Here is a 12,732-nt window from a genome sequence, read left to right on the forward strand (position 1 = left end):
GGCCGGCTCGTCCCAGCACGGCATTCCTGCCGAGCCGCTCAAGGGCGCCGACTGGCCCGGCTCTTCGTGGAGTGGCGGCGTGCCGCCGTCACCAGGAGGGCCGCACCCGCACAGCCGACCAGGAGAGTTCCCCCTTCAGGGACGTGCGCTGCGCGTAGGAGGCCGGCGACGCCGAAGCACGTGTTCCAGCCTGCCTCTGTGATGGCGGAGCCGAAGCCCTGGATGGACAGGATGGCGCCGAACAGCCAGAGCAGGCCCTGGCCTGACGTGGTCTCCGACGTGTCGAGCTGCTGCCGCTTGGGCATGGCGGGTCCCTTCGGGCGTTTTTCAATGCGGTCGCATCACATCGTGCAGGGTCGGCGGTTATGATGCAAGTGCATCGGAAAAGGGAGGAGCGGCGCGTGCCCAAGCAGGTGGACTACGAGGAGCGGCGGCTGCGGATCGCGGAAGCGGTGTGCGCTCTGATCGCGCGTTCCGGGATGGAGGCCGTCAGCCTCCGGGACGTCGCCGCCGAGGCGGACGTGTCCATGGGGGCCGTGCAGCGGTGCTTCCGCACCAAGGAGGACATGCTGCTCTTCGCGCTGGAGCACATCTCACAACGCGTCAGCGAACGCGCCGAGCAGCGCATCGCCGCGACCTCCACTCCACAGGCCGCGGCCACCCTGCTCTCGCACACCCTGGCCGAACTCGCCCTGCTGGACGAGGAGTCGAGGGCTCAGGCGCATGTGTGGCTGGCCTTCGTCGGCCACGCTCCCACCAGTGAGAGGCTCGCCGCCGTCCTGCATGAGACGTACGGCAAGCTCCATGACCTCGTCGCGTGGCTCATCCGCTACGGCCAGGACACCGAGGAGATCCCGCCGCATCTCGACGCCGTCCAGGAGGCGCATACGCTCCTCGCCGTGACCGACGGTCTCACCGTCCACGTCGTCGCGGGGCATCAGTCCCCGGAGGCGGCGTCGGCCGTCCTCCAGCGCCACGTCGACTCGCTGTCGGGGCGAGCAGGCGCCCGGTAGCTTTCAGCACTTTCGCCCCATATGCACCAGTGTTCTACGGTGGATACAGGTGGACAAGAACGACGCTGCTCATCCCGCACGGATCATCGAGGGGACGGCCATGACGGAGACCACACAGCGCAGAGACACCGCTACCGGCACGGGAAAGCAGGACGGCACCGCTCCCCCCGAGGCCCGGGGAAGCACCGCGATCGCTGACACGGTCGTGGCGAAGATCGCGGGCATGGCGGCCCGGGAGATCCCCGAGGTGCACAACCTCGGCGGAGGGATGACCAGGGCCTTCGGGGCCGTGCGCCAGCGCGTGCCGGGCGGGGGCACTGGGATCACCCAGGGGGTGAAGGTGGAGGTCGGTGAGCGCCAGGCCGCCGTCGATCTCGACGTGGTCGTCGAGTACGGCGCCGCCATCGCCGACACCGCCGCGGACGTCCGGACCAACGTCATCAACGCGGTGGAGCGGATGACCGGGCTGGAGGTCGTCGAGGTCAACATCGCCGTCGACGACGTCCATCTGCCGGATGAGGAGGAGAACGAGGGTGAGGGCGAGTCCAGGCAGGAGGGGCGGCGCGTGGCCTGAGGATCCGGGTTCGCGGGGGGAGGGTCACGGGACTCCCGCCAGTCGTAGCAAGACGGTCGTGCCCGCCGCCGCCAGTACGACCGCGAGGAACGGGGCCCTGCGCCAGGCGAGCACCCCGCCGGTCAGGACCCCGAGCGGTCGGGCGGGGCCGGTGAAGGCGTGGTCGTCGGTAAGGGCGGAGGTGGCGGCCAGGGCGGCGAGCAGGAGGACCGCCGAGACCTCCAGCAGTTTCTCGGCGCGCTCCGGGAGCCTGAATCTCGCGCGCAGGGCCGGTCCGGAGAGGCGGAGCAGGAAGGTGCCGGCCGCCAGGGCGAGCATCGCCGCCAGCGTCGGCGTGAGGGAGAGGGCGGTGTCGCTCACCGCGTGGCCTCCTTCCCCGTCCGGACGCTGAACAGGGGCAGGGCGGCCAGCGCCAGCAGGACCGGCAGGCCTGCCGGGAGGAACGGGGTGACGGCAAGGGCCAGGGCCGCGCCGGCCAGTGCCGTGCGCCGCAGGGGCCCGTCCTTCAGCGCCGGCAGGATCAGCGCCAGGATCACCGCGGGGAACATGGCGTCCAGGCCGAGTACGCCGGTGTCCCGCACGGCGCTGCCGAGCAGTGCGCCCAGCGCGGCGCCGACGGGCCAGCAGATCAGGATGCCCAGGCCGCAGAGCCAGTACGCGGCCCGTTTGCGCTCCGGCTCGTCCTGGGCGAGGGCGAAGACGACCGTCTCGTCGTTCATGAGATGCGTGCCGAGCACTCCGCGCCAGCCCCGCCCGAGGACGTCGTGTACCGCCAGACCGAACGGCAGATGGCGTGCGTTGACGAGCAGCCCGGCCAGCAGCGCGGCGATCGGGCTGCCGCCGGCGGCGATGATCCCGACGAACAGGAACTCGGACGAGGCGGCGAGGACGAGCACCCCCATCAGGACCGGGAACCACCAGGCGAACCCGGACGTGACCGCGACGGCGCCGTAGGACAGGCCGATCACCCCTACCGCCAGGCAGACCAGCGCGATGTCGCGGAGCAGCGGGCCATCCAGTGTTCGGCCCCACGGGGTCCGGACTTTCAGTGGCCGGTCTTTCGGTGTCCGGCCTTTCGGTGTTCGACCACCCCGTGTTCTCCAGAACGAACGCATGATTTTTATAGTGAACAAGGCTTACGATGTTCGTCAAGACGAACGAATGACCTCTGGAGCGAACACGCCATGTCCGACGCCGACCCCGCCCCCAAGCCGCCGATCGAAGTGATCGCCGCGTCACTGCGGGCGGAACGCCTCCGGGTGGGGCTGTCCCTCACCGAGGTCGCCCGCCGGGCCGGGCTCGCCAAGTCCACGCTCTCCCAGCTGGAGTCGGGCACCGGGAATCCCAGCCTGGAGACGCTGTGGGCACTGTGCGTGGCGCTGGAGATCCCCTTCTCGCGGCTGGTGGCCGTGTCGCGGCCGCAGGTGCAGGTGATCCGGGCGGGAGAAGGGCCGGCCGTCGGGTCCGAGCAGAGCGACTACCGGGCCACGCTCCTTGCCGCCTCTCCGCCCGGGGCCCGGCGGGACGTCTACAGCGTCGCCGCCGAGCCGGGGCCGCAGCGCTCCTCGGCGCCGCACCCTCCCGGAGTCGTCGAGCACGTCGTGATCAGTTCGGGCCGGGCCCTGGTGGGCATGGCCGACGAGCCGGTGGAACTCCATCCGGGCGACTACATCTGCTATCCGGCCGACGTCCCGCATGTCTTCCAGGCGCTGGAGCCCGGGACTCGTGCGGTGCTCGTCTCCGAGCATCACTGAGGAGTTCCTGGAGGGTTTCCCGGCCGCGGCGAACCTGACCACGGGCCGGCTCACCGAGCCGGAGGAGGTCGCCGGGGTCGTCCGCATGCTCGTGAGCGGCCGCGCCCGCGCCCTGAACGGAGCGGACCTGGTCGTCGACGGCGGCCGGCTCACGACCGTCTGACCCCGCAGGGCCGGGTTGGAGAGGGCCCTGCGGGTCAGGCCGGGCGTTTGCGGGGGGTCGACTTCTTCGCAGGCGTCTTCTTCGCGGTGCTCTTCGACGCCGTCTTCTTCGCGCCCTGGCCGGACTTGGCGGTCGACTTCTTCGCGGACGCCGTGGTCTTCTTGGCCGCCGTCTTCTTCGCGGTGGACGCCGACTTCTTGCCGCCGGTCTGCTTGGGCGCCGCGCGGGCCGTCTTGCGCTGCGGGAGCGACTTGACCTCGGCGTGCTCGCCGGCCTCCTCGCCCCGGGACTCACGTGCCGCGCGGACGCTGTTCTCCAGGGCCGCCATGAGGTCGAGGACCTTGCCGCCCGTGGCCGGCTCGGGGGCCTGCGGCAGGGCCTCGCCGGCGGCCTTCGCGGCGATGACCTCCTCCACGGCCTCGCGGTACTCGTCGTGCAGGTCCTCCAGGTCGACCTCGCCCAGGGTGTCCATCAGGGCGTCGGCCAGGTCCAGTTCCTGGTCCCGGACCGTGACGTTCGTGTCGGGGGCCACGCCCTCGGGGGCGCGGACCTCGTCCGGCCACAGCAGCCCGTGCATGGCGATGGCGTCGCCGACCACCCTCAGCATGCCCAGGCGTTCCCGGCCCCGCAGGGCGAACTTCGCGATCGCCACCTTGTTGCTGCGCTTGAGCGCCTCCCGGAGCAAGGTGTACGGCTTGGCCGCCGGGGCGCCGCTCGCCTGGAGGTAGTACGCGGCGTCCATCTGGAGCGGATCGATCCGGTCGGCCGGGACGAAGGCGACGATCTCGATCGTCTTGGCCGTCGGGATCGGCAGGCTGGACAGGTCCTCGTCGGTGATCGGGATGATCGAGCCGTCCGCGTCCTCGTACCCCTTGCCGATCTCCCCCTGGGTGACCTCGCGGTCCTCCAGCTCACAGAACTTGCGATAGCGGATGCGGCCGCCGTCCTCGGTGTGGATCTGGCGGAAGGAGATCGAGTGGCTCTCGGTGGCGTTCACCAGCTTGATCGGAATGCTGACCAGGCCGAAGGAGATGGCGCCGTTCCAAATGGATCTCACGTGCAGCACCCTTCCGGTCACTCTCGGGAGCGTTTGTCACGATTCGCGTGGGATTCTTATCGTATGGCGCCTATCACCGTGGTGGAGGGGCGACGGCTCCCGCTCAGCAATCTGGAGAAGGTGCTGTATCCCGCCACCGGCTTCACCAAGGGCGAGGTCCTGCACTACTACGCGACCGTCGCCGAGGTCCTGCTGCCCCATCTGCGCGACCGGGCGGTGTCCTTCCTGCGGTATCCGGACGGGCCGGACGGGCAGGTGTTCTTCACCAAGAACGTCCCGCCGGGTACGCCCGACTGGGTCACCACCGCCGAGGTGCCACGGGTGGAGGGACCCTCGCGGATGGTGCTGGTGCAGGACCTGCCGAGCCTGATGTGGGCGGCCAACCTCGTCACGGAGTTCCACACCCACCAGTGGCTCGTTGACTCGCCGGACGAGGCCGACCGCATCGTCTTCGACCTGGATCCGGGAGCCCCCGCGAGCATCGTGCAGTGCTGTGAGGTCGCGCTGTGGCTGCGGGAACGGCTCGCGGCGGACGGCATCGAACCGTACGCCAAGACCTCCGGGTCGAAGGGGCTGCATCTGCTCGCCGCCGTGCGCGGGGCGTCCTCCGAGCGGGTGTCCGAGTACGCCAAGTCGCTGGCCGTCGAGGCGGAGAAGGCCATGCCCCGGCTCGCCCTGCACCGGATGACCAGGAACCTGCGTCCCGGGAAGGTCTTCGTCGACTGGAGCCAGAACGCCGCGCGCAAGACCACGGCGACCCCCTACACCCTCCGGGCCCGCCCCGAGCCGACCGTCTCGGCGCCCGTGACCTGGGAGGAGGTCGAGGAGTGCGGCTCGCCCGGCCGGCTGAACTTCCACGCCACCGACATCGCGGCCCGGGTGCAGGACTACGGCGACCTGCTCGCCCCGCTTCTCGACCCGGGCGGCGCGGGCCGGCTGCCCTAGCTACGGCCTGACGTCAGGCCCTGGGCTACGGCATGACGGCACGCCCTCACACCCGCGTCCAGGTGTTCCGGTCCCGTGCCATCGCGTGCAGGGCCTCCACGTCCGCGGGCTTCAGGACGCCGCCCTGCCGGGCCAGGGTCTGCACTTCCAGGTCCGTGAGGACGCGGACCTCGCGCGGTGGGGCCGGGACGGACACGGCCGTCGGGCCGACCAGGGCGAGGACGGGGCGGACCTCCGCCGTCAGGGCGTAGGAGGCGCGGTCGGCGTCGGCGCGGACGCCGCGGAGCAGGGCGGTCGGTTCACGGCGGCCCAGGGTGACCATGGGGTCGGAGACCGTCACCCGCTGCTTGCGCGCGTAAAGGGCGTGCAGGGCGTACAGCCCGCCCGGGCCGATCAGCAGGTGGTGGATGCGGCTGCCGCCGGGGAGCGGGACGGAGTGCACGGCGTGCCAGCCGGCGCCGTCCAGGCGGTCCAGGGCATCCCCGACCGTCTGCTCCGCCTCCAGGGCCCTGCGGCGCGGATCGGGGCGCAGCCGGCGGGCCGGGCCGGGGTCGCGGTCGAGGGCGACGAGGAGGGCCTCGCCGGGGCGGTTGGGGGCCAGGTCGTCGTCGGGGTGGAGGGTCAGCCGGGCGAGCTCGGCGGGGGTCGGCACGGGGGGCGGCCCCACCGTCACCGGGCCGGTGAGGAAGGGCCCGAGGGCGCGGAGTACGTCCTCCTCACGGTCCTCGCCCAGCAGGTTGACCCGGCCCGCCTCACGGTCGTACCAGGCGATGTTCCTGCCGTCCGGGAGGCAGACGTACAGCCGTTCCTGACCGTGCCGCCAGATCGGTATGACGCGCAGTCCGTTCATGCACCATCACCCCAGACCATGGGAACAGGCGGGGTGCTGCGGGGGCAAGAACCCGGCTACCTTTGAGAGGAGTTGGACCCGCCGGGCAGGCCCTCGGGCGGTGACGCTGGGGAGGCGCCGTTGCGTACCCGCAGGAAACCCCATGTACCGGCTCCCGAGAGCCCCTGGAACGAGGTCGTCCCCGGGCTGTGGATGGGCGGCCACGAGTACACCGGTGGACTGGGCCATCCGGAGTTCGCCGTCGTACGGGACGAGTTCGACCTGGTGCAGACGCTGCTGCGGCTGCCGGGGCACGGGCCCGATCCGGACGTCCCGCACCACGTCTGGCCCATCCCCGACGGGCCGCTCGACGGGACGCAGCTCGCCGGTGTGATCCGGCTGGCCGAGGCCGCGTGCGAGGCGCTGGACGGGGGCCGAAAGGTCCTCGTCCGCTGTTACCACGGGTACAACCGCTCCGGCCTCGTCGTCGCGCACGCGCTGATGCGGCGGGGGAGCTCCGCCGACGCCGCGATCCGGCTGATCCGGGACCGCCGTTCGCCCTGGGCGCTGCACAACGAACTGTTCGTCGAGTACCTGCGGGCCGGGCTGGCGACGGCCCGGCTGCTGGAGGAGCTCACCGAGTAGGACGGCACACGGACTCCCTCGCGCGCAAATAGGACTTCCCTACGAATAAGGTGTACGGGGCCGACGGTCGGTCCGAGCCGTGTGATCACCCTCGAACCGCAGGAGTGCAGTGCCCGTCAGCCGCGTCCGCAGCCTTCCCGGCCGCCCCGATGACCTTCCCGGGCCCCCGGCCGGCCCTTCCGGCTGCGCGGACGAGCCTTCCCGCGGCCCGGACGAGCCTTCCGGCCGCTCGGACGGCCCTGCGAGCCGCGCCGGCGGCTGCCGCCGGAAGCGCGGAAAGGTCGCCCGGTGTGTCGCCGGTGTCGGTCTCCTGCTCCTGGGGGCCGTGGGCTGCGGGGACGCCGGAGGGCTGGAGGGCGCCGGGGCGACACCGACGGCCGTCGGGCCGGCTCGGCTCTGGCCCGAGCTGACGCCGGCGTCCAGTCCGGCCTTCGAGATCGGCGAGGTGAACACCGAGGTGGTCAAGGGTGTCAAGGTGCCCGGCGACGACATCCGCCGGGTGGACCCCGTCGGGGTCGTCCGGGCCGAGATCGCCGCGAGCCCGGGCGACTACGCCGGCGACAAGGCTCCCTACCGCGACACGAACCGCCGGATGGCCGACTGCGGCAAGGGCCCGGAGCACGGACGGTGCCCGGTCCTCAAGCCGTACTACCGCGACCTGACCGGCGACGGGCGCGACGACCTGACGCTGGGCTTCCGGCTGCTGCCCGGCAAGACCACCGCGGTGCGCGTCTACACCGTCGAGAAGCACCGGCTCGTGCAGGTGATGGCCTGGGAGGACGCGCTGAGCGGCGTGGAACTGGCCGGGCGTTCCCTCGTCATCCGCTCGCCGTCCGAGGTCGCAGGTTACGAGTACCGCCTCCAGTGGACCTGGGACCGGGACCAGCGGGCCATGCTCCTCACCCAGGACGAGATGCTGCGCACCGGCCCGCGGAAGCACTCCCTGCACCCCTCCGGCGCGCCCTCCGGTTCCCCGTCCGTCTCCTCCCCCGGCGTCTCCCCCTCGGCGAGCACCGGATGAGACGCATGCTCCCCCAGTGGTCCGGGACGCTCGCCGCGAAGGCCGCCGCCTTCATCACCGTCATGTGCTGCGCGCTGGCCGCCCTGCTCGGTGTCCTGGTGCATGTACAGGTGACGAACCAGACCGTCGGCCAGGCCCGCGACCAGGCGTTGCAGCGGCTGACGCAGGCGACGGAGCGGTACGAGGCCGGGGACTCGCTCAAGCATGGCGCCGGCGTGGATCCCCCGGGCCTGCCCCCGGCGCTGCGCGACCTCGCGGTCACCGGGGACCGCGGCACGATGGTCGCCGACTTCGCGGGGCGCCCCACGATGTGGGCGGCCGGGCCCGCCGACGGCCACCGGGCCCTGGCCGTCGCGGTCGACTACTCGCAGCAGGCCCGCACCATCGAGGGCCTGGACCGGGCGATCCTCTGGTCGTCGGGGCTGGCCATCGGGGCGACGCTGCTGGTCGGCGCGTTCGCGGTGACGCGGGTGACGCGGCGGCTGCACACCACGGCGCTGGTGGCCCGGCGGATCAGCGCGGGCGACCTGGACGCGCGCGTGAACGACCCCCGTACGGACCCGCGGACGAAGGCCCCGGCGCGCCCGCAGGACGAGGTGGCGGCGGTCGCCGCCGCGCTGGACTCCATGGCGTCGTCCTTGCAGGGCAAGCTGCTCGCCGAGCAGCGGTTCACCGCGGACGTGGCGCACGAGCTGCGCACCCCGCTGACCGGGCTGCACGCGGCGGCCGAACTGCTGCCGCCCGGCCGTCCGACCGAGCTGGTGCGGGACCGGGTGGCGGCGCTGCGCACCCTCACCGAGGACCTGCTGGAGATCTCCCGGCTGGACACCGGCCGGGAACGGCTGGAGCTGGATACGGAGCTGTTGGGGCCGCTGGCCGAGCGGGTGGTGCGGGGCGCGGGGGGCGACACGGAGGTCAGGGTCGTACGGGATGTGGTCGTGGAGACGGACCGGCGGCGGCTGGAGCGGGTGCTGGGGAATCTCGTGGCGAACGCGCACAAGCACGGGCGGGGGCCGGTCGTGCTGACCGTGGACGGTCCGGTGGTCACCGTCCGGGACCACGGGGACGGCTTTCCGGAGTACTTGGTGGCGCACGGGCCGCAGCGGTTCCGGACGGAGGGCGGTGCCAAGGGGCACGGTCTGGGGCTGACCATCGCGCTGGGGCAGGCCGAGGTGCTCGGGGCGCGGCTGGAGTTCGGCAACGCCCCGGACGGCGGGGCGGTGGCGACCCTGAGACTGACCGCGGAGTGAGAGCCCGGGACCTCGGGTGATCGTCGTCCTGCGGGCCGCATGTGGCTGGTCGCGCAGTTCCGCGCGCCCCTTCGCGGCGTCCCCCTATGGCCCAGCGTGAAGGGCGGGGGCCGCAGGGCGCTCCTAATGTGGCGATTAGTCAGCTTCGGCACCCGCCCCCACATGGAGGTAACCCCCATGTCCCTGCGCTCCCGCCTCTCCATAGCCACCGCCGCCGGGCTCCTCGCCGCCGCGGCCGCCGTCACGCCCGCTGCCGCCGCCGCGCACGACGACTGGGACCCGAGCGGCGGCAACGGCGGCCACCACGACCCGAGCGGCGGCAACGGGGACGGGCACGGCCACCAGGACCCGCGCCTCTTCGAGGGCGTCGTCACGGCGGACACGCTGGCACTGCGCAGCGCCCCGAACCGCGGCTCGCAGATCATCCGGTTCGCCCACCGGGGCGACATCGTCAAGATCTTCTGCAAGACCGGCGGCGAGACCGTGCAGGGCAACCCCCTCTGGTACCTCCTCACGGACGGCACGTGGGCCTGGGGCGCGGCCCGCTACATCGACAACATCGGCCCCGCGCCACGCTGGTGCTGACACTCAGTCACCCAAAGGCACATAAGACGCACTGTTTGGATAGGTTCCGGACATGAGCAAGGCCGGAATCACCGTGGCGACGGCGGACGCGCCCACGCCCGCCGTCCGCCGCCTCCCCCGGCGCCGTGGCATCGAACTCGCCCTCATCGTCCTGGCCGTACTGCTGTCCGTGTACGGCTACTGCGCCGTGGGCCTCGCCCGGCACGACGCCCTCCCGCCCGGTGCCGCCGGCTACGGCGCCGGGCTCGGCGTGCTCGCAGTGCTGGCCCATCTGGCCGTGCGCCTTCGGGCCCCGCACGCCGACCCGCTCCTGCTGCCCATCGGCGTGCTGCTCAACGGTCTCGGCCTGGTGCTCATCTACCGGCTCGACCTGGAGACCCCGGGCGACCGGGCGGCACCGGCCCAGCTGATCTGGTCGACGCTCGGCGTGACGCTGTTCATCCTGGTCGTCCTGCTGCTGCGCGACCACCGGGTGCTCCAGCGGTACACGTACGTCTGTGTCGTCGCCGCGCTCGTGCTGCTCACGCTGCCGATCCTGTTCCCGGCGGTGAACGGCGCCCGCATCTGGATCCGGATCGCCGGGTTCTCCATCCAGCCGGGCGAGTTCGCGAAGGTGCTGCTGGCGGTGTTCTTCGCCGCGTACCTGGCCGCGAACCGCAGCGCCCTGGCCTACACCGGCCGCCGGCTCTGGAGGCTCCAGCTGCCCACCGGCCGGGTCCTCGGCCCGATCGTCGCCGTCTGGCTGGTGAGCGTCGGCGTCCTGGTCCTGGAGCGGGACCTCGGGACCTCGCTGCTCTTCTTCGGCCTGTTCGTCGTCCTGCTCTACGTCGCCACCGGCCGCACCGGCTGGATCGCCCTCGGTCTGCTGCTGGCCGCGCTGGGGGCGGTCGCCGTCGGCCGGCTGGAGCCGTACGTGCACAGCAGGATCGAGACGTGGCTGCACCCGTTCGCCTCGATCGAGGCGGGTGAGGGCCCGGGCCAGCTCGCCCAGTCCCTGTTCGCCTTCGCGGAGGGCGGCATGCTCGGCACCGGCCTCGGGCTCGGTCACTCGATCCTCATCGGCTTCGCCGTGAAGTCGGACTTCATCCTGGCCACGGCGGGCGAGGAACTCGGCCTGGCGGGCCTGTCCGCGATCTTCCTCCTCTACGGACTGCTGGTGGAGCGCGGTTACCGGGCCGGCCTCGCCCTGCGCGAGCCCTTCGGGCGGCTGCTCGCCGTCGGCCTCGCCTCGCTGGTGGCGCTCCAGGTGTTCGTGATCGCGGGCGGGGTGACCGGCCTGATCCCGCTGACCGGCATGGCGATGCCGTTCCTGGCGCAGGGCGGCTCATCGGTCGTGACCAACTGGGCGATCGTGGCGCTGCTGGTGCGCGTCAGCGACTCGGCACGCCGCCAGTACGACGGGCCGGGCCCCCGGTGACGCGGCACATCCGGCACGCCGGCGTCTTCTGCGCCCTGCTGCTGGTGGCGCTGCTGCTGAACGCCGCCCGCGTCCAGGTCGTCCAGGCCCCGGCGTACGACACGAACCCCGCCAACCGCCGTGCGGAGATCTTCCGTTACGGGCAGCCGCGCGGCGACATCCTGGTCGGCGGCCGGCCCGTCACCGGCTCGAAGGACACCCGCGAGCACCTGCGCTACGAACGGACCTACACCGACGGCCCGTTGTACGCGCCGGTCACGGGCTTCGCCTCCCAGCTGTACGGGACGACGCTCCTGGAGAAGGCCGAGGACGGCATCCTGTCCGGCACGGACCCGATGCTCGCGCCGTTCCCCCTGTGGAACGACTTCACCCGCGCGCACAGCCGCGGCGGCCACGTCGTGACGACCCTCGACCCGGCCGCACAGCGGGCGGCGTACCAGGGACTCGCCGGGCGCAAGGGCGCGGTGGCGGCGCTGGATCCGTCGACCGGCCGGATCCTGGCCCTGGTGTCCGCCCCATCCTACGACCCCCAGCCGCTGTCCGGCAACGGAGCGGCGGCGGCCAGGGCGTGGAAGCGGCTGAACGCCGACCGGGACCGCCCGATGCTCAACCGGGCGGTACGGCAGACGTATCCGCCGGGCTCGACGTTCAAGGTCGTCACCACGGCCGCCGCGCTGGACTCCGGCGTGGTCAGGGACCTCGACGCGCCGACGGACTCTCCCGACCCGTACACCCTGCCCGGGACCCGGACTCGCCTGACGAACGCGTCCCGGGGCTGCCGGGACGCCTCCGTGCGGGAGGCCTTCACCCTCTCCTGCAACACGGTGTTCGCCAAGCTCGGCGTGGAGGTGGGCGTGACGGACATGACGGCGACGGCCCACGCCTTCGGCTTCAACGACCCGGCGCTGCGGGTTCCCTTCCCGGTGGCCCGGTCCACCTTCGACACCTCGCTCGACAAGGCCCAGCTCGCCCTGTCGTCGATCGGCCAGTACAACACCCGTGCCACACCGCTCCAGATGGCGATGGTCGCGGCGGCCGTCGCCAACGGCGGCCAGCTACGGGAGCCGTACCTGGTGGAGCGCACGACACGACCGGGCGGCAGCACCCTCGCGACAGCGGGCTCGCGGACGGTCCGCCAGGCGATGTACCCCTCGACCGCGGTCCGGCTGCGCGCGCTGATGCGGGAGGTGGTCGAGGACGGCACCGGCCACCGGGCCGCGATCCGCGGCGCCAAGGTGGGCGGCAAGACCGGCACCGCCCAGCACGGCCTGGGCAACTCCGGTACGCCGTACGCCTGGTTCGTCTCCTGGGCGCAGGGCGACCGCGACCTGGCGCCGCGGGTGGCGGTCGCGGTGGTCGTGGAGGACGCGGAGGCGGATCGCGGGGACATCAGCGGCGGCGGCGACGCGGCGCCGATCGCCGGGGCCGTGATGAAGGCGGTGCTCGAGGCCCGCTAGTCGACAAATGGCGCCCAGGGGA

Annotated in this window: 16 protein-coding genes; 11 read left to right on the top strand and 5 right to left on the bottom strand. The window is 72.4% G+C overall.

The features are described from left to right. Positions 1 to 38: 38 nt before the first annotated feature. Positions 39 to 305, bottom strand: coding sequence for a hypothetical protein (locus tag ACIBL4_RS05055; protein WP_399406639.1), 267 nt, complete (start codon positions 303 to 305; stop codon positions 39 to 41). Positions 306 to 401: 96 nt separating this feature from the next. On the opposite strand from ACIBL4_RS05055, the gene ACIBL4_RS05060 reads away from it, so the two are divergent. Further along, positions 402 to 1,013 carry a TetR/AcrR family transcriptional regulator gene (locus ACIBL4_RS05060; RefSeq protein ID WP_399406641.1) on the top strand — a complete coding sequence of 204 codons (612 nt, stop codon included), beginning with the start codon at positions 402 to 404 and terminating at the stop codon, positions 1,011 to 1,013. A gap of 100 nt (positions 1,014 to 1,113) precedes the next feature. Next, positions 1,114 to 1,587, top strand: a complete 474-nt coding sequence (locus tag ACIBL4_RS05065; RefSeq protein WP_399408068.1) for an Asp23/Gls24 family envelope stress response protein — start codon at positions 1,114 to 1,116, stop codon at positions 1,585 to 1,587. Between the two features lie 24 nt (positions 1,588 to 1,611). Here the strand turns inward: ACIBL4_RS05065 and ACIBL4_RS05070 are convergent, their stop codons facing one another. Continuing rightward, entirely contained in the window at positions 1,612 to 1,905 is a 294-nt protein-coding gene (locus tag ACIBL4_RS05070) for an AzlD domain-containing protein (protein WP_399408070.1), read from the bottom strand. 38 nt (positions 1,906 to 1,943) lie between these two features. Next, positions 1,944 to 2,636: an AzlC family ABC transporter permease gene (locus tag ACIBL4_RS05075; protein WP_399408072.1), complete on the bottom strand. Its 693-nt coding sequence runs from the start codon at positions 2,634 to 2,636 to the stop codon at positions 1,944 to 1,946. Positions 2,637 to 2,771: 135 nt separating this feature from the next. On the opposite strand from ACIBL4_RS05075, the gene ACIBL4_RS05080 reads away from it, so the two are divergent. Further along, entirely contained in the window at positions 2,772 to 3,341 is a 570-nt protein-coding gene (locus ACIBL4_RS05080; RefSeq protein ID WP_399406643.1) for a helix-turn-helix domain-containing protein, read from the top strand. Next, positions 3,313 to 3,504: an SDR family oxidoreductase gene (locus ACIBL4_RS05085; protein ID WP_399406645.1), complete on the top strand. Its 192-nt coding sequence runs from the start codon at positions 3,313 to 3,315 to the stop codon at positions 3,502 to 3,504. The genes ACIBL4_RS05080 and ACIBL4_RS05085 overlap by 29 nt, the downstream gene beginning before the upstream one ends. A 34-nt stretch (positions 3,505 to 3,538) precedes the next feature. On the opposite strand, the gene ACIBL4_RS05090 is transcribed toward ACIBL4_RS05085, so the two are convergent. Beyond that, complete coding sequence (locus tag ACIBL4_RS05090; RefSeq protein WP_399408074.1) at positions 3,539 to 4,570, bottom strand: Ku protein; 1,032 nt, start codon at positions 4,568 to 4,570, stop codon at positions 3,539 to 3,541. A gap of 54 nt (positions 4,571 to 4,624) precedes the next feature. Between ACIBL4_RS05090 and ligD the strand changes: the two genes are divergently transcribed. Next, positions 4,625 to 5,506, top strand: a complete 882-nt coding sequence (gene ligD, locus ACIBL4_RS05095; protein WP_399406647.1) for a non-homologous end-joining DNA ligase — start codon at positions 4,625 to 4,627, stop codon at positions 5,504 to 5,506. Between the two features lie 46 nt (positions 5,507 to 5,552). On the opposite strand, the gene ACIBL4_RS05100 is transcribed toward ligD, so the two are convergent. Further along, entirely contained in the window at positions 5,553 to 6,356 is an 804-nt protein-coding gene (locus ACIBL4_RS05100; protein ID WP_399406649.1) for a nuclease-related domain-containing protein, read from the bottom strand. Between the two features lie 120 nt (positions 6,357 to 6,476). Here ACIBL4_RS05100 and ACIBL4_RS05105 point away from each other — a divergent pair, with 120 nt between their 5' ends. From ACIBL4_RS05105 to ACIBL4_RS05130, 6 genes are all read left to right on the top strand, one after another. Beyond that, positions 6,477 to 6,980 carry a dual specificity protein phosphatase family protein gene (locus tag ACIBL4_RS05105; protein ID WP_399406651.1) on the top strand — a complete coding sequence of 168 codons (504 nt, stop codon included), beginning with the start codon at positions 6,477 to 6,479 and terminating at the stop codon, positions 6,978 to 6,980. A gap of 310 nt (positions 6,981 to 7,290) precedes the next feature. Next, positions 7,291 to 8,001: a hypothetical protein gene (locus tag ACIBL4_RS05110; protein ID WP_399408076.1), complete on the top strand. Its 711-nt coding sequence runs from the start codon at positions 7,291 to 7,293 to the stop codon at positions 7,999 to 8,001. Further along, on the top strand, positions 7,998 to 9,251 hold the full coding sequence (locus ACIBL4_RS05115) for an ATP-binding protein (protein ID WP_399406653.1): 1,254 nt from the start codon (positions 7,998 to 8,000) through the stop codon (positions 9,249 to 9,251). Before ACIBL4_RS05110 ends, ACIBL4_RS05115 begins: the two co-directional genes overlap by 4 nt. A gap of 177 nt (positions 9,252 to 9,428) precedes the next feature. After that, positions 9,429 to 9,836 (top strand): SH3 domain-containing protein, encoded by a 408-nt coding sequence (locus ACIBL4_RS05120; protein WP_399406655.1) that lies wholly within the window; start codon positions 9,429 to 9,431, stop codon positions 9,834 to 9,836. 52 nt (positions 9,837 to 9,888) lie between these two features. After that, on the top strand, positions 9,889 to 11,253 hold the full coding sequence (locus ACIBL4_RS05125; protein ID WP_399406657.1) for an FtsW/RodA/SpoVE family cell cycle protein: 1,365 nt from the start codon (positions 9,889 to 9,891) through the stop codon (positions 11,251 to 11,253). Continuing rightward, a complete protein-coding gene (locus tag ACIBL4_RS05130; RefSeq protein ID WP_399406659.1) occupies positions 11,250 to 12,710 on the top strand; it encodes a penicillin-binding transpeptidase domain-containing protein in 1,461 nt (486 codons plus the stop codon). Before ACIBL4_RS05125 ends, ACIBL4_RS05130 begins: the two co-directional genes overlap by 4 nt. The last annotated feature ends 22 nt before the right edge of the window (positions 12,711 to 12,732 follow it).

Source organism: Streptomyces sp. NPDC050416, from assembly GCF_044458845.1.
In the GTDB taxonomy this organism is placed as follows: domain Bacteria; phylum Actinomycetota; class Actinomycetes; order Streptomycetales; family Streptomycetaceae; genus Streptomyces.

What these genes read in the sequence shown, in the direction of transcription:
- ACIBL4_RS05055 (WP_399406639.1), bottom strand. Translation starts at nt 305, where the DNA reads ATGCCCAAGCGGCAGCAGCTCGACACGTCGGAGACCACGTCAGGCCAG.
- ACIBL4_RS05070 (WP_399408070.1), bottom strand. Translation starts at nt 1,905, where the DNA reads ATGCTCGCCCTGGCGGCCGGCACCTTCCTGCTCCGCCTCTCCGGACCG.
- ACIBL4_RS05100 (WP_399406649.1), bottom strand. Translation starts at nt 6,356, where the DNA reads ATGAACGGACTGCGCGTCATACCGATCTGGCGGCACGGTCAGGAACGG.
- ACIBL4_RS05080 (WP_399406643.1), top strand. Translation starts at nt 2,772, where the DNA reads ATGTCCGACGCCGACCCCGCCCCCAAGCCGCCGATCGAAGTGATCGCC.
- ligD (WP_399406647.1), top strand. Translation starts at nt 4,625, where the DNA reads ATGGCGCCTATCACCGTGGTGGAGGGGCGACGGCTCCCGCTCAGCAAT.
- ACIBL4_RS05115 (WP_399406653.1), top strand. Translation starts at nt 7,998, where the DNA reads ATGAGACGCATGCTCCCCCAGTGGTCCGGGACGCTCGCCGCGAAGGCC.
- ACIBL4_RS05120 (WP_399406655.1), top strand. Translation starts at nt 9,429, where the DNA reads ATGTCCCTGCGCTCCCGCCTCTCCATAGCCACCGCCGCCGGGCTCCTC.
- ACIBL4_RS05065 (WP_399408068.1), top strand. Translation starts at nt 1,114, where the DNA reads ATGACGGAGACCACACAGCGCAGAGACACCGCTACCGGCACGGGAAAG.
- ACIBL4_RS05125 (WP_399406657.1), top strand. Translation starts at nt 9,889, where the DNA reads ATGAGCAAGGCCGGAATCACCGTGGCGACGGCGGACGCGCCCACGCCC.